Origin of the sequence: Rickettsia endosymbiont of Ceutorhynchus obstrictus (assembly GCF_964026565.1) — a bacterium.
Lineage (GTDB): Bacteria > Pseudomonadota > Alphaproteobacteria > Rickettsiales > Rickettsiaceae > Rickettsia.
On sequence record NZ_OZ032162.1, the window covers coordinates 196548 to 222571 of the forward strand.

Consider the following 26024-nt stretch of genomic DNA (forward strand, 5'->3'; position numbering starts at 1 on the left):
AAGGATAACTTACAATTATACAGAAAAAAGCCTTACAAGCTAAGGCTTTTTAGCCTGGATACCCGCTTTCGCGGGTATGACATCTTCCGACATTATTTCTTAAATGCGCCTTTAGCTAGAATGACATGCTGCTGCTTTTATCGAGTCATGCAACAACGCCGCCCCTGCAAGCTTTGTTACAATCTAGAAAATAATAGTCATCCTGAATTTATTTCAGGATATACTAAAAAAAGATGCGCAAAACTTGTTCAGCATGACAAAAACTAGATTGCCGCGTCGGCACGATGTGCCTCCTCGCAATGATGTTTTGAATATCCACGTAGCAACGCCTGCTTAAGATGATCATTTGAGGCAATAAATTTATTGTTGTTATTTACTACCACACCGCCGGCTTCCTTAATTATTAATTCAAATGCATGATATAGAGTATAATTTAATGATGACAAATATATTATATCAATTTTACCGGCTGCTAAAAGAATAGCTGAGTAGCACGGTGAACCAAAAGCCCTAACATCGGTTACGGGAAAGGGTGTATCGGTTAAATTGTCACTTACTATTAAAGAATTCTTTAAATCAGCAATACCGGAAACCCGAAGCCTTGCGCTTTTATTATTTATAGAATTAAAGCTATCTCTTTCTACCCACGCTCCTTTGCCTTTTTCGGCATAATAAATTTCATTAAGAGCCGGGAAATGTATTACGGTAGACACGGCTGTTAAAGTTTCCTGTATTTTTTTTAAGTAAGTTATCGATAAAGCAAAAAACGGTATGCTTCTCGCTAAATTATTTGTGCTATCTATAGGATGCACTAAAAAAGCAACTTCCCGATTATTATTATCTATTTCAAATATATCCTCCGGAAAAAATAAAGATTCTAAATGTCTTTGCAATTCATTTTGTAATAAAGTTTTTAATTTCAAGTAAGATTTCTCGCAGAATCCTTTATTGCCTGAGCTTGTTCTCTGAAGCATTTCAAGTTCTAGAAAATCTCGTTGTAAAAATTTAACGGCTTTGCGCGTCGCACTAATTAATAAATTGGTTATCGGTTGCATCTATCTATACCATTTCTGTACGGTTAATTTTAGAACTTGGTATACGTGAAGTATTTCAAGAATTAGGAGTGTCACCCCGTGGCTCGTCCGGCGTTGTTGCATGGCTCGAATTTTTGCAAAGTGTTTCGGTGTCATGCCACGGTATGACATCGTACTTATAATAACCATAATGGTAAATTATGAGCCATGCAACAACACCGGCGGGGCCTCGGTATGACAACTCTTCGAGTTAATGCAGTATATTATTTAGCCCGCTCGACAAAACTAATATCTTCGGTTTTGATAATAATTTTTTCGCCCGTTACTAAATATTGCGGCACCATAACCCTAATACCGTTAGCTAAAATTGCCGGTTTATATGAAGAGGTAACGGTTGATCCTTTTATTACCGGATCGGTTTGAATAATTTCAGCCGTAACCGTCGGCGGGAGTTCAATATTCAAAGGGTTATCCTCATAAAATTCTATTTTTACCTGCATGTTATCCGTTAAAAACGGTAATTTTTCACCTAAAATTTGTTTATCTATAGTAATTTGCTCAAAAGTTACATTATCCATTAACACAAGATTATTATCTTCAAAATAGAGAAATTGAAAATTTTTATGCTCAAGCTCGGCTTTTTCGATATAATCGGATGAACTAAAGCGTTCGTTAAGCTTTGTTCCCGTTTTTAAGTTTTTCATCTCTACCTGTACATAAGCACCGCCTTTGCCGGGTTTAGTATGTTCAGGTGTCTTATTTACCACCCATAAATCATTGTTGTATACTAATATATTACCTGTTCTAATTGAATTTGCCGAAATTTTCATATATATAATTATAGTATGTATCTTAAAAAATTATAAATATACAAATTATTTTTTTTAAAAACAACATTTAAAGATAAGAATTTAAATAATACTATTTTAACATTAGGGTTTTGTAAAATTTATGACGGCAAATATATTAGTAGTCGACGATATAGAGACAAATATTAAATTATTAAAAGCAAAACTTTTAAACGAATATTATACGGTCTTTACCGCAACTAGCGGTAAGGAGGCATTAAGTATACTTGAAAAAAATAAGATTGATGTGGTATTGCTTGATGTTATGATGCCGGAGATGGATGGTTTTGAGGTATGCCGGCGGATAAAAGCGAATCCGGAGACTACTCATATACCGGTAGTTATGGTAACGGCACTTTCGGAGGTGGAGGATCGTATCACCGGTTTAGAGGCGGGTGCGGATGAATTTTTGACCAAACCTATAAACGATACTGCTCTTTTCGTCAGGCTTAAGTCCCTCTCGAGAATGAAAGTATTAATTGATGAATTAAAGCTTCGGAATGATACAAATGCTTTATTAGGTAGTCCGGCTATAGAAATGCGGGATACTTTTAACGATAAAAAAATCTTATTAATTAATGATGATATAGTACAGGCTAGAAATATCAAACAAATGTTACTAAAAATTTCTCCGAATGTCCAAGTAATAAGTGAATCCCTAGAACTTGAGGCTACACCGGAATATATTCCTGATTTAGTAATTATTAGCAGTATGCTTGAGGATGAAGATCCGTTAAGAGTTAGCGTAGTGTTAAGAGGCAAACCGGAAATAAGCGGAGTGGTACTAATTTTACTAGTCGATGAAGAAAATTTACCTATAGTTATGAAAGGAATGGAACTCGGAATTAACGATTATTTTATTTACCCTATTGAAGAAAATGAGTTACTCGCAAGGATTAGAACACAACTTCGCAGAAAACAATATCAAGATAATTTACGCAATGATCTTGAACAAAGTGTAAATTTAGCAGTCAAAGACGGTTTAACGGGCTTATTTAATCGGCGTTATTTCGATATACATATAAAGCAAATGATGGAAAAAGCTAACAAAGATGAAATTAGTTTGTATTTACTTATGTGCGACGTTGATGATTTTAAGCATGTTAACGATAGTTACGGTCATCAAGCGGGAGATACGGTTTTAAAAATAGTTACCCGTGTTTTGAAAAATACTTTTAGAGTAACTGATTTAATTGCCAGATTCGGCGGAGAAGAATTTACTATTCTTTTAAGTGATATGAATATGGAGCAAGCAATGCATACGGCAGAAAGAGTTAGAGTAAAAATTGAATGTATGGATTTTCAGATTGAAGGGCAACCGGAACCTATACACAAAACTATTTCTATCGGTGTAACGGAATATAAAAAAGGAGAATCTATCGCTGATTTTATCGAGCGTTCGGATAAGGCCATGTATACGGCAAAAACATCAGGAAAAAATAAAGTAGTGAAATTGGTTTAATATAAATTTAAGATAATGAAAAATTCTCTTTCTCAAGAATATCGTAAACTACCTTATAGACCGGGGGTAGGCATGATGATAATAAATACCGAAAATAAAATATTTGTCGGTAAAAGAGTAGATACTAAAATGACGGCATGGCAAATGCCTCAAGGCGGTATAGTACCGGGAGAAACCCCAAGCGTTGCAGCATTGCGGGAGATGCTAGAAGAAATCGGCAGCGATAAAGGGCATATTATTGCTGAAAGTAAATGCTGGTATAGCTATGATGTACCGGCATTCCTAATACCGAAATTGTGGGACGGTAATTTTCGAGGTCAAAAACAAAGATGGTTTTTAATTAGATTTACCGGTACTAACGAAGACATTAACGTTAATACTAGCAACCCTGAATTTGAGCAGTGGCGCTGGGCATCATTTGATGAATTATTGTCTATTATAATTCCTTTTAAACGTAAGCTTTATCAAGCAGTAGTAAAAGAATTTGAATCACTGCTTGATAAGTAATGCTTACATGATTCAAATTATTAGTGTCACTTCCACGAGGCAATGCTCGCGTGGCGTGGATACTTGAATAGTCATTGCGAAGAGGTGCAGGCGTTGTTGCATGGCTCGATAAAAGCAGCAGTATGTCATTCTAGCTAAAGGTGGGAATGACATCGAAAATTCGAGCCATGCAACAACGCCTCATATTTACAGCGTCATTCAGAAAGATTTAGACAAGATGAATTTAAAGGTGAGCTAAGCTACCGTACTAGAGTACGTGAGTACAGGCGAATCCAGAAAAATTCACTTGTATCAACCTTTCTGAATGACGCTGTACCGTAAATTAAATTATCCAACATTATAATGCAAAGAAATTATTTAGAGCAATTTAAAAAACTCCCCCTTACTTTAATTTCGCTTATTACTGTAATTTGTATTATAGGGTTTATAGTTCTTTATTCGGCATCAAATAGCAATCTCCAACCTTGGGCATATAAGCAAATAATAAATTTTTGTATATTTTTGCCGTTATCTATCATAATTGCCACACTTGACTTAAGGTTAATATTTAGATTTTCCTATATATTCTATTTTTTAGTATTAGCTTTATTATTAAGCGTCGAGCTTTTCGGTTCGGTATCGATGGGGGCAAAACGTTGGATTGATCTTGGAATCATACGTTTGCAACCTTCAGAACCTATAAAGCTTGCAATAGTATTAATGTTAGCTCGTTATTTTCACCGATTAAAATTTGAAGATTTGACGAAAATACATAAAATTTTAGTACCGATTATTGCGGTAATTATACCGGTATTACTAATAATCAAAGAACCTGACCTTGGTACCGGCATTATAAATATAATTATTACCGGTATTATATTTTTTGCGGTCGGGTTTAGAATAAGAAATTTTGTAATAATCGGTCTTATTGTATTTGCTTGTATACCGGTAATTTGGAATATAATGCATGATTATCAAAAAAAACGAGTAATGGTATTTCTTGATCCTGAAAGGGAACCGCTCGGTGCCGGCTATAATATTATTCAATCAAAAATTGCTATAGGTTCCGGAGGAGGTTTTGGGCAAGGACTAAACCAAGGTAGTCAAAGTCACTTAGATTTTTTACCCGAACATCAAACAGATTTTATTTTTGCGACATATGCTGAGGAATTTGGTTTTATAGGCGGGATTTTCCTATTACTTTTATATTCTCTAGTTATAATTATCTCATTAATAATTGCTATTAATAGCCGTTCTATTTTCGGTAAATTAATGGTAATAGGTATAACCTCAATTTTATTTAGTCATGTATTTATCAATATGGCAATGGTTATGGGGTTATTGCCGGTAGTAGGAGTACCGCTGCCGTTTATTTCTTACGGCGGGACAATGATGGCTTCAATGTTAATCGGTTTCGGGTTGGTTATGAATGTACAGGTAAATCAACATACTAATTTAAACTGATATACTCCTTATATTTATGTCCAGTAAATTTATTTTAGTTTTTCATAAAGAAAACTCTAGACCATAACAAAAAGATTTGTTATAAGAAATCTGACCTTAGATATCAAAGTTTAAAATTATATAAGTATAAGTATTTAAGATAATATTCCTCGGTAGCTCAGCGGTAGAGCAAACGGCTGTTAACCGTTAGGTCGCTGGTTCGAATCCGGCCCGGGGAGCCATTCCGTACAATTAGCTACTTCTTGGAGTTTATCGAACGGAAAAACCAGTTTGTAATGCACCTTGCAGCCCTTCAGCTCTAGGTTCGCAAATATGAAATTTAAAAATTCTCTTTTTTCCTCGATTGTCGAACCTTTGAAAGTTTCATATGCATTTGTCATAACATTTATGAAGTCTAGAAGCTTTTTAGAAAGCTTATCGTCTACCTTATCATAACTTTTGATTAACTCGTTTAATTCATATTGACGCTCTTTTAATTGTTAAAACTCTATTTAAGATTTTGCGCGCTCATCATTTAAAACTCTTAACGAGGATAACATTTTATTTATGGTATTAACGTTATATTCTTTATCTTTAACATCACAATTATAGGTTATAAATAAAAGTAACTGATCATTTTTTACCCACCACTTTCTCCAAAAAGTATTTTTTTCATCACTATAAACAAGATGTAACCCTTCAAAATCACCGAATTTTACTTTTCTAAGAGGTAATTTTTCTTCTTCATTAAATTATTAGATTATTTTATAATAAATGCTGTAATTATAAGTGAGACTGAAGTTAAAATATATTATTGATTTTAGTACGCCAGTGGCATATAATGTAATTATTATGGATAGAAAATTTATTTCAGTTGTTGAGCTTCCTGAATTCCAAAAATTTGCTAAGTATTATTTAAGTGAAAAGGAATGTATCGAAATAGTTAACTATATTGCTACTAATCCTGAACAAGGGGATATAATAAAAGGGACAGGCGGTATAAGAAAACTAAGATATGCTTTAAATAGCAATAATAAAGGCAAGAGTGGAGGCATACGACTAATTTATTTTTATTACAATGAAAATATGCCAGTATTTTTAATAACAGGTTTTATAAAAAGTGAAATGGATAATATTAGTCAAGCAAGTTGTAATGAATTAAAGAAATTGAGTGAATCATTAGTAAAATTATATAATAAAGAAGGGAAAAATGAGTAACGCAAAATTTAATAAAACTGAAAAAAGTATAATAACTGGCATGCAAGAAGCAGTTTTATATGCTAAGGGAAAATTAAAAGCAAAAAAACATGATATTGCACTACCAACTATTGATGTACATAATGCAAGAGATAAATTAAAATTAACTCAAGAACAATTTGCAACAACGTTTGGTGTGAGCGTAGCTACTCTAAGGAACTGGGAACAAGGAAGAAGGTTACCTACAGGAGCAGCTAGGTTACTTATTAAAATTATTGAAAAAGAACCTGAAACTGTAAAACGAGTTTTACACGGGTAATTACATTAACTACCAAAGATAATAATCATAATATGTTAATTTCAATTGGCTCTAAAAATATATAAAATAAGTTGAAAATGGCAAAAGCTTTAAAAAATATTCATCCTTTAATTCAAGAATTAAACTTATCTAATAAAACAAAAGCTTATTTTAATAAGCTGGAATTTTATGAAATTATAGAAGACGACATTATTTTAAGTGATGAATTTAATGATTTAGATGAAGCTTTAAAGAATCGTTGGAGTTTTGGAGTGGATTTAAGATATTGCACTGCAGATGACTTAAAAGTTTTTTATGAAGCTATAATTAACTCAAGAAGAAAATTTCTCAAAGAAAAAAACATTGCTCAACAAATGATTTTTTATACTTGGTATGATGGAATGTCAGGTAATTTTTATTTTTCTATTATACCACAGGATTGGAATAAACTACCTCCGGGAAAAGAATTGCCTTTCGGTTGTATCATCAATAAAGTAGAATCTGTTGACGATATTATTGAAGAATTTGTTAATGATAAATATAAAGGTGTTATTCCAATGGATGAATTGGAAACTGTTGATTCTTTTGAGGAATTAGATGATGAAGATTATACAAGTAATTTTACGTTAAATGTATGGTCAACAACTTTATAATTTAATCTTTTATCAAGTCATTTTTTATAATATCTTCTAAAATTTGCTTTTACTCGATCTAATATAACATCTAAATCTTCTAAAGTAATAGTAGTAATATTAAATTTTTGTTTAAAGTAGTCTACAATATCATGGTGTTCATAACTTATAGCTAACGTTAGCGGTGTATCACCGAATTTGTTAGATTTTTTATGGATATCCGTTAAAATATTATTCTCAATAAAAAATTTCACAGACTCTAAATTCCCTCCGGCACCGCAAGCAACGTGTAAAGCGTTTGCTCCGCAGTGTTCTTCAAAAATTAAAGGTATATTTTTCTTATGTAATAACTTTAATAAACGTATTTTTTTAAAATTTACTAAATCAAATACTATCGGAATATTCAAAAAATCCTGTATATTAAATTGATCTAAAATTTTTTTAATTTCTGGATCACTGCCTTTATATACCACTTCTTCAAATTTATAATATAATTGCCAATTATATTTATCAGTCTCATCTTCCGCATCTAAATTTAAATTTATCATTTTATTACTCATCTAAAGCCACTACAAAAACCTCACCGTGTCTTGCGCGATAACTCTTTCTTCGTTTGTCGGGATGACGTAGACTTTGACTTTACTGTCTGCACTGCTGATTAGATAGTTATTTTCTTGATTTTTTGCATCGTCTAGCTTAATGCCGAACCATGCAAGTTTGTCGGTAATCATTTCGCGAATTACGGGAGAATTTTGACCGACGCCGGCGGTAAAAATTAAACAGTCAAGCCCGCCGAGTGCCGCCGTTAATTTCCCTATTTCTAACTGAATCCTATAAACAAAAAGCTCTATAGCAAATTTAGCATCCGGGGTTTTACTTTCTAATAAATCCCTAACGTCAGAATTTTCCCCCGATACTCCAAGTAAACCGGATTGACGATATAGTAAGTTAGTTATTTCTGCCAACGTCATTTTCTCGTGGTCGAGTAGATAAAGTATTACGCCCGGATCAATTGAACCGGTGCGAGTACCCATCATCAACCCCTCAAGTACGCTGAAGCCCATAGAGGTAGCAACGCTAATACCGTTATCAAGTGCGCACATACTGCTGCCGCTACCTAAATGCCCGATAATAGTGTGCCGAGGCAAATCTTCTTTGACTATTTCTTTGAAATGACTACTAACCCATTTATATGATAAACCGTGGAAGCCGTAACGATAAATCCCTTGTTCATAATATTTTTTCGGTAAGCCGAATGCTTTGGCAAGCGGCGGATTAGTTGAGTGAAAAGCCGTATCAAAGCATGCTACATGCGTTACTTCTAGATATTTTTGGCGGAATAAATTTAGTACTTGTAAATTATAGGGTTGATGTAAAGGGCTTAAGGGAATTAAATTTTTTAACTCTTCGCTAATTTTTTCCGTAACGATAACGGGAGTATTGAAGTTTTTACCGCCATGAACAATGCGGTGTCCCGTAGCGATTAAATTTAACTCAGGCTGCCGATTCCACCATTCTACAAAAATGTCGATCATTATGCTAATAGCATCGCCGTTAATTTTTTTAGAGAGTATTTGTTCAGATTTATCTTTAGTATTTAGATGAAATATTATTTCATCATTATCTTTTTCTAAAAAAATACGATAAATTCTATCGGCAATTTTTTTATCCTGAATAGCAAAAATAGAAATTTTTAAACTAGAGGAACCGGCGTTAGCTATTAAAATAACATCTTTCATTATTTGTTACCTTTTTGTTATACAGCATATTTTATAAAGCTTCAGACAAGATGAATGGTATTATTTATATATTTTCCTGGATTCCGTGAATAAATCCATAGTACCGGACAGTTTTAGAAAATTAGTCAAAACGTCATTGCGAGCAGCCATATAGGCTGCGCGGCAATCCAGAAAAATAATAAAAAAATGCTATAAATTAGCATTTTTTACTGGATTGCTTCGTCAATTACTATGTAATTTCCTCGCAATGACGATGATTTTTCAAAAACTGTCCGGTACTATGGGGCAAGCCACGGCATGACACCGAACACTTTGCAAAAATTCGAGCCATGCAACAACGCATGTATCAAGCTTTAGAATTATGCTGTATGTGTAATTTTGCTTTAGCATCATGATAAATAAAGGAAGCAAGCACGCAGGAAATAACGCGCATATCCATTGGATCGGAACGACTTGTTAAAATAATCGGAACGCGTGCGCCGAGGACAATCCCCGCCATAACTGCGTTGCCTAAATATTTTAGTTGCTTGGCAAGCATATTGCCGGATTCAAGGTCAGGCACCATAAGTATATCGGCATTACCGGAAACTTGTGAAATAATACCTTTTGCTTCAGCGGCAAATAATGAAATAGCATTATCAAACGCTAAAGGTCCGTCGACAAGAGCGCCTCTAATTTGACCGCGATCTGACATTTTTGATAAAGCCGCCGCGTCTAAAGTTGCCGGGATAGATGAATTAATCGTTTCAACGGCTGATAAAATTGCTACTCTAACTTGTTGATCGTGACTTATTACTCGCATTAAATCAATAGCATTTTGAACTATATCTCTTTTCTCTTCTAAAGTAGGGCGGATATTAATAGCCGCATCGGTAATAATAAAGGGCTTCGGGAAAGTAGAAACTGCCATTAAAAAAGCATGGCTCATGCGGCGCTCGGTACGAAGACCGCGATCTTTATGCACAACTTCCGACATTAATTCATCAGTATGCAATGACCCTTTCATTATAGCCGCAACTTCGCCTTTTTTAGCAAGCTCCACCGCTTTTTTTGCCGCGTCGTGGCTATGTTCGACGTCAATGATTTTGTAATCCTCTAAATCAACGTCGTTAACTTTGGCAACTGCTTCTATTTTATATTGTGGACCGATTAGAATCGGTTTGATTACGTCAAATTGTGCCGCTCTAATTGCGCCAAGTAAAGATTCTTTATCGGTAGGATGTACTACGGCTGTTTTAACAGGTTTAAACCCGTCGGCTTTAATTAGTAAATCGACAAAATGTTTTGCCGCTTCGTCAAATTCAGGGTTATTAACTTCTTTAGAAGGGGTATAAGTTTTTCCTAGTTTTTTTGCTAAAATAGCATCTAAAAATGTTTCGTTTATTAATTGTTTTGCCTTCATAAAAAACTCCTTAAGATTAAGTTAAAATTTTATTGTATATGTCATTCCTGCGAAAGCAGGAATCCAGGAAATATAGTCATCCTGAATTTATTTCAGGATCTACTAAAAAAGATGCTGAAACAAGTTCAGCATGACTATTATTTTTCTAGATTCCCGCCTGCGCGGGAATGACACCGAGGGCGTTTTTAACCATCCATGCAACAAACCCGGTCAAGCCCTCTAGTGTACGAACGTTTAAATAAAGAGGTAAAAATTCTGTCATTCCGTGGCTACGACCACGGAATCCAGCTTATAATATCATAAAAAGATTCTAAAATAAGTCTAATATGGCTTTATTTTCCTGGATGCCGTGATCAAGTCACGGCATGACACAGCCTTTTTTCAACGTTCGTACAGTAGTGGGTCAAGCCACGGCATGACACCGAACGCTTTGCAAAAATTCGAGCCACGCAACAATACCTCTTCGCAATGCCGGAATTTATTTCATATCTCTTAAATGCTCTTCCAATTTTCTAAGCTTTCTACCTTCATTTACGACCGGTTTTACGTATTTTTCCATTTTAGCATTTGCTCTATGCCGGTTAATTTCCTCAATCTGTGAGTTTACTTCATTTGTAATTGCTTCTTTTCTATCTTCTATTTTCTTAAGCACTTCTCCACTATACTCAAAATTCTTAACGTCGGCTTTAAAATTGTTTATATCTGTAGTCATTTCATCTAGTGGTGTGGTTTTTTCTCTATGATATTGCTCAAGTAATGTCGGCATTTCTTCAGCTTTTATATCATCTCTTTTGTAATGATCTTTAAGAAGCGTATATTTTTCTTCAATATTTTGTTCGGCTTTTTCACGCATCATATCGTAATGATCTTCGCGGCGAGCATACCAATCCTCGTTTATTAACTCGGCATGTTTCGCATGCGCGTTATCAATCATTTGATGCATTTGAGAATCGGTAGCCTTCTCGCGCATAAATCTATCGCCCATAATTACCGGGTCTTCGCCTTCGGATAATTTATTCCGTACCTCATAGATAAGTTTCTTTTTAGCTAAGTCTTCGTAATATGATGCGTCGTCTTTTCTACCTTGCAGTTCTAGCCTTGCAAGATATTCAGGAGCTAGTACGTCTTCTTGAGTGCTAAGAGTTTCTTTATCTATCGTTAATTTTAGCTCTTTATGGTCACGTTCTCTATCCTTATCTTTCAAAGTTTCATCATAAGTTCTAAGCCTTGGATCGGTATAATCAAAATCATGCCATGCCGCGCCGGTTAGATTACCCTCATAAGCATCTCGGAGGTCTTTACCTACTATTGCCGTTAATGCTCCTCTTTTTAGTCCTTCGTAACCGGCATATATTTTTTCTCCTATAGCCAGGCGCTTAGCATCCTTTAACTCTCTTTTTGTTTTAACTCTATTCTGCATTTCTTGCCAGCTTCTAACAACACCGATATTTTTACCTATTAAGCCTACTCCTCTTCCTGACATTTCTTGATGGGTTTTAAAGTAAGCCTCTTTATAATCTTTAACAAATTTGGCATCCACCGCAAGTTCACGTAGACTTTTTTCTCCTTCTTTAGGCTTCATAAGTTTGTCAAGCTCACTTTTTTGCTCGTTAGTTAAAGAATTATAATTTTTTCCTTCAAATTTAGTTTCAGCAAGCTTATCTCGTAATCCGCTATAATTTTTTGCAGATAATTTATTAAGTTCCTCCGAGTTAGTAACATTAGGAAATAATTTTTTAATAGCCTCTTGATAATCATTTTCTGCACTAACATTTTTCACATCTTTACGATCTATACCGTATTTTCTTTTAACTTCCTTTAAGATGCTCTTATTAGCCGATTTAGGATCAAGAGCTTCTTTCATCACCCTGCCGGTCATATATTTTTCATATTTATCGGCAATAGGCTGGGTAATAAACTTTCTTTGTAAGGTATTTATACTCTTACCTGTTTTATTTGCAGCATAATTCATAGGCTTATTAATTAGAGTCTGAATAGGGGTATAAGCCTGGTGACCGATTTTTTGTAAATTTGTTAAATTGCCTGAAGTACCCGACAAGAATTTTGCTAGCGATACTGCAGTATCATTAAACTTGCTTAATAGATATACGGCTACGAATATTAATAATAATCCGTCAAGTTGAACAAACTTACCGTTAATAAAATTAGAAACTCTTCGAGCATCTTTTATAAGATCTAAAAAAGGTAATTCAATATAGCGGTTATCTATACATTCATATGCAGAGCAAAAAGTACCGTCATCTTTTTTATAGTCCGTAGGCACTAATATATTTGCTTTATGAAAATTATCTATACCGCCTTTCATCGGCGACGGAAACCACCAATAAAATATTGAATCACCGAGGCTAACGTCTAAATCTTCAGTAAAGCTACCGAATAGCTCGTTTATAGGACCTAAATTCGGAAAGTCATATTTGCATACTCCAAAACCGAGCGTAGAATATATTTCAGTTCTGATAATCATGGAAATGAAAGCAATGCCGACAAATAATATAATAGGTTGTAATGCATAAGAAATTAATTGCCTTAACCAATTTTCAAATAACGAACGTGTGATACTAAATAACATAAAGCAAATAAATATCGGAGCCATCGTTATAATCATGCCGACAGCTATTAAAGCAGTAAGGTAGATAATGGTCGCTTTAAATACCAACATGAAAATAAAGTAAAGAGCTATCAAATATAGAAAAATATATATAAACCCTAAAGGATCGACAAATAATAAAGAAAAAAGTTTAGAAAGAGTTTGCGGAGATATAAGTAGCCCTATAAGGCTTTGAGAGCCTGGACCGGTAGCAGATGCTTCTTTTATTATTTGAAGTATTTGCGAAACCCCTTCAACAAAAAATACAAATAGATAGTCATGGAAAAATGTCCAAGCTTGGGTGGAGCTTAATAATATAGATACAATACTAACTTTTAATATCCTAACTAGTAGCTCAACATGAGTAAGGTTTAGATTACCTATTAAGAAAGAAAAGCCGGTAAACATTATATATAATGTTAAAATAGCTGAAACGCTTAAACGATATCCAGGAGTATCAATTATATTTTGATATGTTTTTCTGACTATCCCTTGATCCGTATCGCTAGTGCCAAATAATTCTTTTTGTATTAAGTTTGTTAAAAATTCTAATGGGTCGGGTCTAGTATCGCTAACCCCTGCTTTAATAACTACGCGGTATTGTCCACCGTTATCGTCATAAAATTTATCTAAAATTTTAAAATAAAGATTAGACTGAGCATAGTCGGAAGCTGTTACCCCATCATATTGGTAATTTATTCCTCCCGACTGGACAAATTGCCCTTTTTTATTAATGCTATAAAAATTATAACCGTTATTTATTACCGGCTCACCTAAGTGTTTATTTATACCTTTTGGACTACGTTGACTATCGGGGGAACTATTAGGGTCGGAATTATGCGCCGCAATCAAAAAATAAAGCCCTACGCCGTTTTTAAGCAGACATGGAGCATTAGTAATAGGAGCGTCTTTTGGGGTAGGGCTAGGACACATATTGCCGTCTATAAACTGGCATGGCTGCAGCCTTAGACAAAAAGCAGAGAGAGTATTAGTATTATTTTCTTGACTATACCATGGACACCAAGCAGATAATTCTTGAGAGGTATTTTTATCTCCTGTAGTGTAGTCCCACGGTCTAACTACTATAGTAAGCGGATAACCGTTTACTTTATAGCCGCTATCACGCCACGGTGCGGATTGATCTCCCTCTTGTCTAGAAGTTAATTCTTTTGCTTTATACCGAGAAGAAATATTAAATTTTATAAAGCCGAAATCATCCGGATCGATACATCTATCACCGCTGCACCCTGACAGAAACAATAAAGATATTAATAAAACAACAAAAATATTTTTTTTCATTTTAAATAAGACATAAGTTACTTTATGTATATTGCGTGGATGGGATTTTGGTGTCATCTCTGCACCTCTTTATGTCATTCCCGCGAAGGCGGGAATCTAGAAAATTATAGTCATTCTGAATTTATTTCAGGATCTACTAAAAAAGATGCGCAAAACTTGTTCAGTATGACAATAAAAAGTCTGGATTCCCGCCTTCGAGCGTTGTTGCATGGCTACCAGAATCGTCATGGCGAGGCGCCTTTTGGCGCCGTGGCCATCCAGTTAAACATATTTTTATACTAAACTTGTTTAGTATTCTAATTAAATCCCTCATTATATTCGGGATAACCTGGATGGCCACAGCCACTTCGTGGCTTCGCCATGACGGATTTTTATTAATTTCCTATCCACTCAACAACACATACTCGCAATGACGGTTCGTGGGTATTACTTCCCGTCTTCTTTACCATCCTTCACGTCATTACGCGAAGAAAAAAGTTTATTAGTATATTCTTTACTCTTATTATCCGGTTTGCTTGCTTGGTAATTTTGATCAATTACTTTATCTTTAAAAATTCTTGCCGGAGCTAACGCTGCCTTTCCCATCGGTTTAGCTACCGAGCTTATATCGCTCATAATAGACGCAGTAGGGTTAGTAGGTGCTTGATAATTACCTTCTTGTCTAGCAGGAGTAACATTTGTTAATTGTGCAACTACAATTGAAACATAATTTACTAATCCATAAGACATTAAACAATATGAGAAAAAGAGTAAAGCGGTAGTAAATAATACTAAGAAAGTATTAGTATCATGTGCTAAAAGGTTAGCGCTAGTAACTGCAGGAACTTCCGGTATGAAAAAAGGTATGCCCGGTAAAAACGGTAGAGTAAAAGAAAAACTCCAATCAACGCCAAGGTGACTTAAATCAAGTCCTATTTTTATCGGGATAAGCGTTCCCCAGCAGGCTCTGACAATTACTTTTAAAAGTTGTTCGGATAATATTTGATCTACTAGCAAGAAAAAAATTAGGAGTATTGTCGGTTGCATCACATAACTAAGTAATGTCGATAACCAATTATCGAATAAGCTTTTAGTTTTTTCAAATAACATTAATATTATAAAAAACGGTGCTAAGGAAATCATAACGGACATGCCTATAAAAGCTATAATATAACCGATTATAACTTCTAATATGGCTCTGAAATAAAATATAAGAGCACAAATAGTCATAATTGCTATAAATGCTAGACCGTTTTGAATTTGCAGGAGCTGAATAAAAAGTAATCCCCAAACTCGACCGTTAGTATATTTATCAAATATAGGGTCAATGAAACCGAAAATATTTGCTTGCGAGCTGCTAGCCCCTACAACATTTCTGAAAAAATAATCAATACCGTTTATAAATGCACTAAATAAATATTTATTAAAAAAATCCCAACTTTCCGGTTGAAGCAAAAAAGCTACTATAGTTATTTTAAATATTCTCGTTACAACCTCTTTTGCCGTTAATTTTAAAGCTCCCATTACAAACATTAACCCAAATATAACTACATAAAGCGTTAATGATGCTTTAGCAATATTCTGGATAGCAGAATTTTTGAGTAATTTTCGATAAAAATTTTCCGTGAAGGTTTTAAATTGATCGGTAATAGGTTTTATTGCGCCGTTATAAACTATATCTGAAAACCATGTCGTTCCGGTATAATTAGCATAATCTACGATAATCGAGCCTTGCGGTAGATAAGAGCTAGTGTTTGTTACTCTTAACCACAGATAGCCGTCTTGATACGCATCGGTTGAAAAATCTTGATCTACCGCTCTGCCTGAAGTTGAATTATCAGGTGTTGTACCGGCCGGTGCTATAAGATATTCTACTTTTATATTGTTTAGATCGACATTACTAACGGTATTATCGCCGTTACCTATTTCTATTTGAAATTGATAGCTACCGAAATGTATGAATTTAGCACCCCATTTAACACTATTAATATATGTTGAAAATTTATTAAAATCACTGAATTGCAGCCAATCACTCATCTTAGAAGATTGGTCAAACATACCGCTAATCGGTAAATCGGTAGTAAAATCTAAATCACCGCCGACAGTTGATTTATAATAAAGAAACGGAAGCATAGAATCGCTTATTTCTACTAATGGGATTCCTGCCGGTTTTACGATTTGACTATTGATTTTTATTGCTATATCTGTACCGTACCGATAATAACAAGCAGAGTCGTTTATAGGGTAAGGGCATACTGTTATTTGATCCATAAGGCTTTTAGCGCCACTTGACGTAAAAGCTTGCCCTACCAGTGCCATACTATTATTTCCTATATAGCGAGTATTTACCCCACTTCCTTCACATAAGCTATTATTTCGAGCCGGATCGAGAATGTTACATATTTTATCTGCAGTACCGTATAATATTCTGTTATCTCCACCGTTTATAGTAGGATTCGTATAAAGTGCTGAAGCAGCAAGTACATTGTTGAGTCCAAGGTCTTGAGTCAAAACGTTATTTTCAGTTGTAGCACTAAAAAAGCTAGATGGAGAAATAAATTTTAAATTTATCACATCCCCTATTTCAACTCGAATTTTTTTTCTTCCTCCTGTAAAATTAATATAATTAATATAATCCTGCATTTTAGGAAATGCTATAGCGCCAAGGTCTTTATCAACGGGGTTAGAAGTAAATGCAGGAAAATCATTAGCCTCGTATTGTTTAGTTTGGTAATTATAAGTTTTAATGAAAATTTGCGGTTTATCAAATCTAGGGTCTATACGATATAATACTAAATATTTTCTAGGTTGCGGTGTTATTCCTGTCGTAACCCAACTAAATTTTATTGATTTACCTTTTTCAACGTTGTTACCGGTTGATTGCCAAATTCCGGAATTTGTAATATCAAGCGATGTTCTACCGGTTTTAAAGCTAGTAAATTCCGGAACCTCTAGGCAACCGAATAAATTTTTTAATTCCCCACTAGCGGTTGACATCCAAGTAAACGTATCATCAGCTTTGACCGGTGATATGTTTAGCAGAATCAATAAAACTAATCCTTTTAGAATTTTTATCATATTGTAATTATAAATTTTGTTTAGTGTGTTTGCTCATGTCATTCCCACACTCCTTATGTCATTCCCGTGAAAACGGAGCATTGTTGCATGGCTAATAATTTACCGTATTACGGTTATTATAAGTACGGTGTCATACCGTGACTTGACCCACTAGTGTACGAACGTTTAAATAAAGAGGTAAAAATTCTGTCATTCCGTGGCTACGACCACGGAATCCAGCTTATAATATCATAAAAAGATTCTAAAATAAGTCTAATATGGCTTTATTTTCCTGGATGCCGTGATCAAGTCACGGCATGACACGGCCTTTTTTCAACGTTCGTACAGTAGTGGACTTGACCACGGTATCCAGAAAAACCTTAATAAAAAGACTGGATGCCGTGGTCAAGCCACGGCATGACACCGAAACACTTTGCAAAAATCCATCCAAGCAATACGTCCTTACTTATCACTCTTTTCTTCACCGCTATCCTCCGGTTTTTTACTTTCCGGAGTAGTATTACGATTTTTCTGAGCTTCGTCCAACGTGCTATTCCTGGTTTTTAACCTTTGTTTAGCTCCCTGCTTAATTTTAGCTCTCGATTCTTTATCCATTCCTATTTGTTTTAATGCTCCGGTTTCAGCTGTGTCCGACATTGCTCCGCCTATTTTTGTTGCCGAAGGTCCGGTAGCGCTCGTTAACTTTGCTACCATCTCACCGGAAAATTCTACATAGCCGTACATACCGTAAGCAATAATTACTAAAGCGATGATATGTTGCATATTAACACCCATCATACCGGAATTGTAATCCATTCCCCATGGAGCAAACCAATTAATACAAAAAATCGGTACATTAAGTAAATTATTGTCAAGACCGGCTATACCGACAAACGGAATTTTTATAGCTAATGCACATTTCCAGCAAACACTATATCCTAAAACAAAATCTAAATAAATTGTGAATAATTGAGTAAGTACGATAATGCCTGCCATCAGAATTACCGGTTCAAGCATATATCTAAGTGTAAATCTTACCCAGTTATCAAATAAATATCTGGTAAAATCAAATAACATAAAAGTAAGAAATAAAGGAGCTATACCGATTAATATACAAGTGGCCATAAATGCCATAATATAAACGGCAACAGCTCGAAGAGCCGTAATAATTACAATCATTATAGCAACAAAAACAATGATAAAGTAAATTATTCCGCTAAGTCCCAAAGAAAGTAGCGCTAGTAATTGAGCAATAAATGTTTGACTAAAAAATATTTTACTCATTACCGCATCTAAAAACATAAACGGATTAGAAATTGTATTAGTAGAAGTAAATAAACTGTATCCGCTCATATTAGAAATGATTTCATCGGAAAAACCGGTGATCGCATTAAATAGATAATTATTAAAAAATTCAAAAGTATTGCTGTTCATCAGTCCGCTAACAATACCGATCTTTATTATCCTAATTACTAATTCTTGTTGATTTATTTTAACAAATCCAAGTAAATACATCGCTCCGTAAACCATAACATATAGGATTAGCATTGCTTTAATATAATTGAAAAAATTAGTACAAGAAGAGCTATCACTTCTATTATAGCAAACCATATTCTGAAAAATACTTTCAGCGGCGCTTTGGACTTTAGTTTTAAATAATGTGAGCAGGGGCGTCATGACTTTAATAGTAAAGCTTCCTACTTGCTGGGAAGTAGAAAACTTCACTTGATAGCTGCCTTCGCTGTTTTTATAATCTTGTTGATCATTTAAAATTCTCACCCATAAATAACCCTCGCCGCCCACGGTAATTGTTGCCTTACCTTTTTTAACGTCAATTCCGGAGGGTGAGTAAGATTTGCCGCTAGAATTTGGATTTTCGGCAGAAGCTACCGTTATATATTGTACTTTACCGCGATCGGTAAAAACATCGGTGAAACTATTACCGTTTTCTCTATAACATTTGGTTTGTTTAATATTTAAAACATATCCTCCCGTGTTTTTACTAGCATCTTGCGATGGCGGACTCCAAAGGCGGTATTGTAAGTAACTTTTGGAGACTTTAGTATTAAAAAAAGGTGTCTTATAGATAACTTTGTAAATATCGCCATATTCGGCCGGTTGATCCGAAGGATCTACAAATGTAGCAAATTGGGTAGTACCGATATTTTTATCTACCGTTCCGGAAGAATTCATTTGCCATATCAAGCCTGTGGATCCCTTACCGCCGTTACCGTCAGCCGTATACCAAAAATACTTTAATTTTGAAAGCTGCGATTCTTCTACGGTGCCTTGGCATGTGCCGGCAATCCATCCACCTAGTCCATTACATTTTCCTTTTATAAAATCTAAATTTTTCGGGTTACGGTCAGTAACTATATCAGGGCATTGCCCGTTTGGTGGTATTCTAGAATTATTAGCGCATTCTAAATTTAAAAAATCAGTAAATAACTTACTTAAATCATCGGACCAGGGAACAGTAAAAGTTCCGTCATCTTTATAGGGATCAGGCATCGAACTAGTAATATTTATCCATGCCCCGCATGAATCACATATATCTTCTCCACAGCATATTTTTCCTAAGGTACAAGGACACCCTAATGCGCACCCTCCCATAAAACTTTTATCACAATAATGATGATAATTACATTTCCAATAATCATTTTGCCATTTACAATCAGAAGTATATTCACCTGAATAAACAGAATATCTGCCGCATATCGGGCTATAGGTAGTTTTACCTTGAGTACAATCTGCCGTAACAACGGTATTTTTAAACGCATCCGCTACACCGCCGTTATAGTTCGGTGAAATAGAAACTATAATTCGGTCATTATTATATAATTCGGCGATGTTACGCCATTCAGCATTTTTAGCATCAATTATTAAAGATACCGGTTGGGTATTAACATCCGTAACGCGAGGGATAGGTATTTGATTACCGTTATCATCTAAATTAGATTTACCCGGTCTTGTTTGTTCCGTAAATTGTAAATTATCTTTCGGTATATAAGCAAGGCATAAGCTAAGTTGTCCCTCTATTTGTAATTTAAGTACTTGCTGATTCTGAACCGAAATATTAGTATTTAACCATTCTCCGTAACGATTAGGATCGGGAATAAGCTTACTCGTGCCGTTGGGAGTAGAGATATTAGAATAGTTGCCAGTAGCGTTAAGTGTGACCGTATCGGTAATAGCATCCATTCCGCCTTTACCGCTATCGTCATATCTCATGAAACAGCCGTTGCCCATGCTAACGGCTCCTATCATAGCGAGTGCTGCAAGAATAAAACACACTAACGTTGCTATTATTGCAACCACACCTAAAACTTTTAATAAATTACCTTGCATATTATTTTACTTACCTCCTCCGGATGCAAGATCGCTAACAGTGCCACCGCCGCCGCTTGCAGAATTTGCATCACCGCTTTGCGGTCCGCCGCTGCGTCCTCCTCCGCCTCCGGGTGCCGGCATTGCAGGCGGTTTACCTTGTGCAGTTTGCGCCGCATCTTTAACAAAAGCCGCTCCTTGCTTTACTAAATCGACAATTTTAGTCGGACTTGCCGTTACTGCATCCATATTAGGTCCGCTAGTCAAATCAGCGGCAAATTGGCCGATAGATTTGGAAAAATAGTAAAAAATAATTGAAAAAACTAATACACACAGAAGTTCGGCAAGAATAGAAACTATGTCTTTAACAATTGATTTTATAGGAAAAAGTATTAACAAATGTTCTTCCCATCCTTGTCCTGCATAATATTGTAATAATTTGTATCCTAAGCTATTTTGGCATTGAGTTTTATCGCTATCCGGTAGCCTTAGTTCAAAAGTACTGAATTTAATATTATTATTTGCATAATCATGCCTTAAAAATTCACAATTTTTATATATTGCCGAATCGTACATAGTAAGCAACAATGCTATAAAACCGGCTATTATCGCCGGTTGCAGCGCGCAAGATAAACAAATTTTTAGCCATGAATCAAAATAAGCTTTTGTTCTAGTAAATAACATCATCGGAATAAATATAGGAGAGATATATGTCATAACATATATGGTAATTAAGCATACTAAATAATGTGTTATAAAATATAAGACTATCGATAAAAATATTATAGAAAATAATAATCCTGATGCTAATATTATAATATTTCCCGCCATAAAAAATCCAAACATAACCGTAAAAAATTTAAGTGATCCTATTTTGCTTAAATCTTCGGGACTATTTGAATCCGGCGTGCCTAAATCCGGTATGGGACTATTATTGCCTTTACCGTTAGTAGTACTGGAAAAATTGCTTAAAATTCCGCCGCTATCGATATTATAAAGTAAATCCATACCCAGATAATAACCTATCCGGCAATCAATAGCATCCCATAGGGCATAAAATTGATAGCCGGAAGGGTATTTTGTCGTGTCAAATTCACATAAACCTCGCGAGCCGCCGGCGTTAAATACTATTTGAGCAAATTCCGGTGCAATTCCCGTTAATAACGGTAAACCGTATTTGAGCATGCCGTTTTCTTGATACGGTTTACCGCCCTGCAAAGTTATCTGTCCAAGACCGATAGCAAAATAAGTAACAAATAAAAATTTTATAACAAAAATTGCTATCTTATCGATATTTGCATAATCCTTATTTAATATCATATTAAAGCCGAAAAACATCGTATAAAGAATTAATGCGGCACCGATAGTGCTTTTTAAATATCCTTGAAATATAGGGAAGGAATTAAGGTTAGTTATACTAATACTTTGATCTTGAGGGGTGCAGCTAGTTTCTCTAAAAAATACTTTATCAAGCGTTTCTTTTAAACAATCAACGGCAAGACCGGAAAAATTAAGTAACGATTGACTACGATTTTCTTGCATGTAACAGCTTTTTCCGACATTACTACAATCAGGAATCGGAGGAGAAGGGGGAGGAGTAGAGCTGTTTAGAGTCTTACATGCTATAGGTGTCGGTCCTCTTGGGGTCGGCATAAATAGACATAAATCATGTGTCCCCGATCTCTTAACCGTTAAAATAATATCTTTTAATAATGGATTTCCTCCTAAAGTTGGCTCATTTGGGCTTACTGAGCCAAGAGTTTTGGAAGCATTTTCATTAATTATATCTATAACACATGATCCGCTTGAATAACCATTTCTAATACAAAGCTTAAAGCTAGAATTATCAGCATCGCAATAACCGGTGCCGCTTAAACCTTTACCGGCAACACTGCGCCTTACTTGACCATATGCAGTTTGCTCAAGAAAATTATCCGGTGTAAAAGGTAAAGGAGAGCAAGACTCGCCATAGGTACCGGCAAAGCTATTTAATGTGCTAAACATTAAGTAAACTGTAATAAAAATTTTTGCAATTTTATGAATTTTCATTAGAACCGCTATCTATTTTTTTACTATTAGGTCCGGCTCTTCCTCCGCCGCTGCGTAATAACTCTTCTCTTTCTTTCTCCGCGGCTACTTTTCGTTCACGAATTTCAGCGTTGCGTTTTTCTTGTTTTATAAACCCTGCTTCTCCTTGTTGCTTTTCATGGCTTTCTTGTTCATTTAAGTCTTTATTGTCGGCTAAGCCATATGCCTTTTTCTTAGTAGAAATATTATCTTGTGTATCTTCTTTTATACTTTCTGTTTTACGTTCGATATTGAGCTGTCCGGATAAATCTTCAAATTTATCGGCTTCGCCGGTTCTCTTTATTCGCTCTTCTTGTTTTGGAGATTCTGGTAGTTTGTTTGTATCATCTTTTATAGGGTCTTTTTTCTCTTCTTTACTATTATCTAAACTAGTCGGCGAAGTTGCAATATCAGGTGACTTTAAGCTAGAAGGTGTGGCAATAGAAGCTCTCATATTAGCAAAAGAATCATTAGCAGAACTTCCGGTATCGTTGCTGATATTGTCAAAAGAAGAAGTTGCTCCTCCGGAACCGCTAGAAGTCGGTGCTTTAACATTCCCTGAACTGTTACCGCCTGAGGTCGGCACGGTACTACCGCCGCCGCCACCGCCACCGCCGCTTGTTGCTAAATTGTCTCTTGATTTTCCACCGCTGCCGCTCATGAACTCTCCGGCTTTACCGCCGCCTTTTGCTATGCCGTCTAAGGCTTTAGTTGCTTGACCCGCCGCTGCTAGTCCTGCCATAGCGGCTTTAAAAATTGCTTGCGGTTTTATAGCAACATTGCTAAGGGAAACTCCTTCCGTCATATCAGCAGCAAATTCAGCTAATTGACTACTAAAATTATACATTAAATACAAAGTGAAACAGGCAGTAATCAATGCTAAAAGAATATCTTTGATTTTTTCAAAAAGTACTTTCGGTGATATAAAAAACATCCCCGGTCCTAAAATAATACCGGATAAAAATTGAAATTTAGCTAAATATTTATCCGTCTCGGTAGCACCGGGCTTTTCCGTAATTATCTCATCTAAACTATCTTTACCGAAATCAAACATTGTGGAAAGGGGGTTATTTAGCATATAACCCAAACTATTTTTACAGCTATCCGCTTCCTCTTTGGTATATTTATTCCAATCATTATCAATATAAAATATTAATACGTCTCGGCTTGTTTTTCCTCCGCCTTGGGCTACATTTTCTATACTATTATGTATTAACTTATTGGTATATTTACACTGACCGTAAAAACCAAAATCATAAACCGAAAACATAGTAATCATAAAAGTTGTTACAACCATAGGCTGTAGTAAAAACGATATTAGGAGCTTAACCCACGATTCAAAATAACCGCGCGTATATTGAAATAAAAACATGGGTACGAAAAGAGGAGCCAAAATACCGAGTATTACTATCGATATCATACACATAACGGTAGCGTTAACCATAAATGCTGCAACCGAAATTACTAATAGCGGATAAGAAAGGGCAATTGAGACAAGCATCATATTCCCTGAAATTATAGCCGGAATTAATAAATAAATATAAGGCGGTGCGCTAAAGCTAAAAAAATCAAAATTCTTAAAATCATGGCTTTTATAAGCATTTTCTACATATAAAGTAGATAGCATATCAAGACCTAAATAGTGAGCTACTCGGCAATCTAATGCATCCCATAAAGCTATATAAGCAATTTTACTATCATATTGAATATCGGAGCCGTTAAATTTACATAAATCAGACGGAGACGCATTCATTACCCAACTCGCAAGCCCGCTTATGCCGTCAAGCAAAAAAGGAAAAACAAATTGAATCATTCCGTCTAACCGATCATAGTTAGATGTGCTGCCGGGTGTTATATTGATACCTATTGAAAAATAAGTTACAAATAACATTTTCAATATAAAATTTATGAATTCCGCTTTTGGCGGTACTTCTCCTGCAAGAATTATTTTAAAACCGAAGAAAATGACATATAGAGTTAACAGAGCCGTAACTATTTTATGCATATTTACTTGAAACTGAAATAAAGCGCTGCTATTTCTTTTCGACGGATCGGTAATTACCTGATTAATATCGTCAAAACTACATACGTCTCTGCTAATTAGTAGCCTTGCCGTCATCTCTTTAATACATTCTATTAAAGGAGCGGTTATTACGACGGCAGTTTTTGAGTTATTATACGCTCTTTGATAACATCCTCCATCTGCTGCTGAACTACATTCGACTAATGCTAACGGATCGGTAGGATCGGTAGAATCAGAAAGAGTTGAAGAATCACCGCTTATATCCATAAAGTTTGAATACATAGATTTCGGAAAAGGTTCCCTGATATATTTACATCCTACCGGTACATAGCCGGTAACACCAAGGGTGGACACACATATACGGTCATTGTCTTGAATAACTTTCCACGGTATAACCGGAAAACCTACATCAATCATTATGTCACCGTCGCCGGGCTTAGCCGTATATATATTGTGATAATCTGCTTCGTTATTTTTCCACGAATCTTTAATATCTTCCCAGGGGTCACTGCCGGTAAGTACGGCCTTAGCTATAGCAATAGCGGAATCTGCGACTGCCTTTGCTCGAACTACAACTAATTTAGCGTTGCTACATAAACCGAAAGTTAATTCGAGCTTGTCAGGATCAGGATCGGCTCTATTTTGGCGAGTACATTGTCCCCCGGGAAATTGTGAATCGAACAATTTGTGATCATTTATTTTTAGGCGTAAAAACGTATTCATGTAAAGTACGGGGGAGACAAGATTCATTATCGCAAAAGTAAAAAACGGTGCAGGTATACAAGTATGAGAAAATTCAGAACGTAATAAATTCCCCACTCCTTGAGTTTCACAAGTCAAACCGGTTAGAATACTGGTTATAGTATCAAGCGTATCGTCGGCAGATACGTTATTTATACCACTGAAATTTAACGTGCAGCTTAATATCAAAATTTTAATTATAGTATGAGGAAAAAATTTCATGACGTAATGCGTGCCTCCGATATGTCATTCCTGTGAGGCATTGTTGTGTGAGTATCTGCAACGTCATTGCGAGGAGGCACAAAGTGCCGACGTGGCAATCTAGTTTTGTCATGCTGAACTTGTTTCAGCATCTCTTGTAGTAGATCCTGAAATAAATTCA

21 protein-coding genes and 1 tRNA gene are annotated in these 26024 nt (G+C 35.3%); 9 read left to right on the forward strand and 13 right to left on the reverse strand.

Annotated features, from left to right (window positions below; translation table 11 throughout):
- Window positions 1–120 precede the first annotated feature (120 nt).
- Window positions 121–267, forward strand: coding sequence for a hypothetical protein (locus tag AAGD64_RS01230; RefSeq protein WP_341793571.1), 147 nt, complete (start codon window positions 121–123; stop codon window positions 265–267).
- Here AAGD64_RS01230 and AAGD64_RS01235 read toward each other — a convergent pair.
- On the reverse strand, window positions 264–1055 hold the full coding sequence (locus tag AAGD64_RS01235; protein WP_253308116.1) for an inositol monophosphatase family protein: 792 nt from the start codon (window positions 1053–1055) through the stop codon (window positions 264–266). The two genes, AAGD64_RS01230 and AAGD64_RS01235, sit on opposite strands and share 4 nt — an antisense overlap.
- Window positions 1056–1297: 242 nt before the next feature.
- Window positions 1298–1864, reverse strand: coding sequence for an elongation factor P (gene efp, locus AAGD64_RS01240; RefSeq protein ID WP_253308115.1), 567 nt, complete (start codon window positions 1862–1864; stop codon window positions 1298–1300).
- A 121-nt stretch (window positions 1865–1985) separates the two neighbouring features.
- Here efp and AAGD64_RS01245 point away from each other — a divergent pair, with 121 nt between their 5' ends.
- Both AAGD64_RS01245 and AAGD64_RS01250 read left to right on the forward strand, forming a co-directional pair.
- Entirely contained in the window at window positions 1986–3344 is a 1359-nt protein-coding gene (locus tag AAGD64_RS01245; protein ID WP_341793572.1) for a PleD family two-component system response regulator, read from the forward strand.
- A gap of 15 nt (window positions 3345–3359) precedes the next feature.
- On the forward strand, window positions 3360–3851 hold the full coding sequence (locus AAGD64_RS01250; RefSeq protein ID WP_253308113.1) for an RNA pyrophosphohydrolase: 492 nt from the start codon (window positions 3360–3362) through the stop codon (window positions 3849–3851).
- 12 nt (window positions 3852–3863) lie between these two features.
- On the opposite strand, the gene AAGD64_RS01255 is transcribed toward AAGD64_RS01250, so the two are convergent.
- Window positions 3864–4004, reverse strand: a complete 141-nt coding sequence (locus AAGD64_RS01255; RefSeq protein ID WP_341793573.1) for a hypothetical protein — start codon at window positions 4002–4004, stop codon at window positions 3864–3866.
- Window positions 4005–4193: 189 nt separating this feature from the next.
- On the opposite strand from AAGD64_RS01255, the gene rodA reads away from it, so the two are divergent.
- From rodA to AAGD64_RS01285, 5 genes are all read left to right on the forward strand, one after another.
- On the forward strand, window positions 4194–5294 hold the full coding sequence (gene rodA / locus AAGD64_RS01265) for a rod shape-determining protein RodA (protein ID WP_253308112.1): 1101 nt from the start codon (window positions 4194–4196) through the stop codon (window positions 5292–5294).
- 146 nt (window positions 5295–5440) lie between these two features.
- Window positions 5441–5515, forward strand: a tRNA-Asn gene (locus AAGD64_RS01270).
- A 610-nt stretch (window positions 5516–6125) separates the two neighbouring features.
- Window positions 6126–6491 (forward strand): type II toxin-antitoxin system RelE/ParE family toxin, encoded by a 366-nt coding sequence (locus AAGD64_RS01275; RefSeq protein ID WP_253308111.1) that lies wholly within the window; start codon window positions 6126–6128, stop codon window positions 6489–6491.
- Window positions 6484–6789: a helix-turn-helix domain-containing protein gene (locus tag AAGD64_RS01280; RefSeq protein WP_253308110.1), complete on the forward strand. Its 306-nt coding sequence runs from the start codon at window positions 6484–6486 to the stop codon at window positions 6787–6789. Before AAGD64_RS01275 ends, AAGD64_RS01280 begins: the two co-directional genes overlap by 8 nt.
- A gap of 77 nt (window positions 6790–6866) precedes the next feature.
- Complete coding sequence (locus tag AAGD64_RS01285; RefSeq protein ID WP_253308109.1) at window positions 6867–7421, forward strand: hypothetical protein; 555 nt, start codon at window positions 6867–6869, stop codon at window positions 7419–7421.
- A gap of 17 nt (window positions 7422–7438) precedes the next feature.
- Here the strand turns inward: AAGD64_RS01285 and AAGD64_RS01290 are convergent, their stop codons facing one another.
- From AAGD64_RS01290 to AAGD64_RS01300, 3 genes are all read right to left on the reverse strand, one after another.
- A complete protein-coding gene (locus tag AAGD64_RS01290) occupies window positions 7439–7960 on the reverse strand; it encodes an ankyrin repeat domain-containing protein (RefSeq protein WP_341793574.1) in 522 nt (173 codons plus the stop codon).
- 9 nt (window positions 7961–7969) lie between these two features.
- Complete coding sequence (locus AAGD64_RS01295; protein ID WP_341793575.1) at window positions 7970–9139, reverse strand: acetate/propionate family kinase; 1170 nt, start codon at window positions 9137–9139, stop codon at window positions 7970–7972.
- Between the two features lie 346 nt (window positions 9140–9485).
- The gene (locus tag AAGD64_RS01300; protein ID WP_341793576.1) at window positions 9486–10541 is read right to left on the reverse strand and encodes a phosphate acetyltransferase; all 1056 of its coding nucleotides are present in this window, start codon (window positions 10539–10541) and stop codon (window positions 9486–9488) included.
- Window positions 10542–10890: 349 nt separating this feature from the next.
- Here AAGD64_RS01300 and AAGD64_RS01305 point away from each other — a divergent pair, with 349 nt between their 5' ends.
- Window positions 10891–11037, forward strand: a complete 147-nt coding sequence (locus AAGD64_RS01305) for a hypothetical protein (protein ID WP_341793577.1) — start codon at window positions 10891–10893, stop codon at window positions 11035–11037.
- Here the strand turns inward: AAGD64_RS01305 and AAGD64_RS01310 are convergent.
- The 7 genes from AAGD64_RS01310 to AAGD64_RS01340 form a co-directional block, all read right to left on the reverse strand.
- Window positions 11020–14448, reverse strand: coding sequence for a type IV secretion system protein (locus tag AAGD64_RS01310; RefSeq protein ID WP_341794212.1), 3429 nt, complete (start codon window positions 14446–14448; stop codon window positions 11020–11022). The two genes, AAGD64_RS01305 and AAGD64_RS01310, sit on opposite strands and share 18 nt — an antisense overlap.
- Window positions 14449–14608: 160 nt before the next feature.
- Entirely contained in the window at window positions 14609–14794 is a 186-nt protein-coding gene (locus tag AAGD64_RS01315; RefSeq protein WP_341793578.1) for a hypothetical protein, read from the reverse strand.
- Between the two features lie 80 nt (window positions 14795–14874).
- Window positions 14875–17502, reverse strand: a complete 2628-nt coding sequence (locus tag AAGD64_RS01320) for a type IV secretion system protein (protein ID WP_341794213.1) — start codon at window positions 17500–17502, stop codon at window positions 14875–14877.
- A 444-nt stretch (window positions 17503–17946) separates the two neighbouring features.
- Window positions 17947–20832 carry a type IV secretion system protein gene (locus AAGD64_RS01325; RefSeq protein ID WP_341793579.1) on the reverse strand — a complete coding sequence of 962 codons (2886 nt, stop codon included), beginning with the start codon at window positions 20830–20832 and terminating at the stop codon, window positions 17947–17949.
- A gap of 6 nt (window positions 20833–20838) precedes the next feature.
- A complete protein-coding gene (locus AAGD64_RS01330; protein ID WP_341793580.1) occupies window positions 20839–22860 on the reverse strand; it encodes a type IV secretion system protein in 2022 nt (673 codons plus the stop codon).
- Window positions 22847–25864 carry a type IV secretion system protein gene (locus tag AAGD64_RS01335; RefSeq protein ID WP_341793581.1) on the reverse strand — a complete coding sequence of 1006 codons (3018 nt, stop codon included), beginning with the start codon at window positions 25862–25864 and terminating at the stop codon, window positions 22847–22849. The genes AAGD64_RS01330 and AAGD64_RS01335 overlap by 14 nt, the downstream gene beginning before the upstream one ends.
- Window positions 25861–25995 carry a hypothetical protein gene (locus AAGD64_RS01340; RefSeq protein WP_341793582.1) on the reverse strand — a complete coding sequence of 45 codons (135 nt, stop codon included), beginning with the start codon at window positions 25993–25995 and terminating at the stop codon, window positions 25861–25863. The genes AAGD64_RS01335 and AAGD64_RS01340 overlap by 4 nt, the downstream gene beginning before the upstream one ends.
- Window positions 25996–26024 lie beyond the last annotated feature (29 nt).

What these genes read in the sequence shown, in the direction of transcription:
- AAGD64_RS01230 (WP_341793571.1), top strand. Translation starts at nt 121, where the DNA reads ATGACATGCTGCTGCTTTTATCGAGTCATGCAACAACGCCGCCCCTGC.
- AAGD64_RS01235 (WP_253308116.1), bottom strand. Translation starts at nt 1,055, where the DNA reads ATGCAACCGATAACCAATTTATTAATTAGTGCGACGCGCAAAGCCGTT.
- efp (WP_253308115.1), bottom strand. Translation starts at nt 1,864, where the DNA reads ATGAAAATTTCGGCAAATTCAATTAGAACAGGTAATATATTAGTATAC.
- AAGD64_RS01245 (WP_341793572.1), top strand. Translation starts at nt 1,986, where the DNA reads ATGACGGCAAATATATTAGTAGTCGACGATATAGAGACAAATATTAAA.
- AAGD64_RS01250 (WP_253308113.1), top strand. Translation starts at nt 3,360, where the DNA reads ATGAAAAATTCTCTTTCTCAAGAATATCGTAAACTACCTTATAGACCG.
- AAGD64_RS01255 (WP_341793573.1), bottom strand. Translation starts at nt 4,004, where the DNA reads ATGTCATTCCCACCTTTAGCTAGAATGACATACTGCTGCTTTTATCGA.
- rodA (WP_253308112.1), top strand. Translation starts at nt 4,194, where the DNA reads ATGCAAAGAAATTATTTAGAGCAATTTAAAAAACTCCCCCTTACTTTA.
- AAGD64_RS01275 (WP_253308111.1), top strand. Translation starts at nt 6,126, where the DNA reads ATGGATAGAAAATTTATTTCAGTTGTTGAGCTTCCTGAATTCCAAAAA.
- AAGD64_RS01280 (WP_253308110.1), top strand. Translation starts at nt 6,484, where the DNA reads ATGAGTAACGCAAAATTTAATAAAACTGAAAAAAGTATAATAACTGGC.
- AAGD64_RS01285 (WP_253308109.1), top strand. Translation starts at nt 6,867, where the DNA reads ATGGCAAAAGCTTTAAAAAATATTCATCCTTTAATTCAAGAATTAAAC.
- AAGD64_RS01290 (WP_341793574.1), bottom strand. Translation starts at nt 7,960, where the DNA reads ATGAGTAATAAAATGATAAATTTAAATTTAGATGCGGAAGATGAGACT.
- AAGD64_RS01295 (WP_341793575.1), bottom strand. Translation starts at nt 9,139, where the DNA reads ATGAAAGATGTTATTTTAATAGCTAACGCCGGTTCCTCTAGTTTAAAA.
- AAGD64_RS01300 (WP_341793576.1), bottom strand. Translation starts at nt 10,541, where the DNA reads ATGAAGGCAAAACAATTAATAAACGAAACATTTTTAGATGCTATTTTA.
- AAGD64_RS01310 (WP_341794212.1), bottom strand. Translation starts at nt 14,448, where the DNA reads ATGAAAAAAAATATTTTTGTTGTTTTATTAATATCTTTATTGTTTCTG.
- AAGD64_RS01325 (WP_341793579.1), bottom strand. Translation starts at nt 20,832, where the DNA reads ATGCAAGGTAATTTATTAAAAGTTTTAGGTGTGGTTGCAATAATAGCA.
- AAGD64_RS01330 (WP_341793580.1), bottom strand. Translation starts at nt 22,860, where the DNA reads ATGAAAATTCATAAAATTGCAAAAATTTTTATTACAGTTTACTTAATG.
- AAGD64_RS01335 (WP_341793581.1), bottom strand. Translation starts at nt 25,864, where the DNA reads ATGAAATTTTTTCCTCATACTATAATTAAAATTTTGATATTAAGCTGC.
- AAGD64_RS01340 (WP_341793582.1), bottom strand. Translation starts at nt 25,995, where the DNA reads ATGCTGAAACAAGTTCAGCATGACAAAACTAGATTGCCACGTCGGCAC.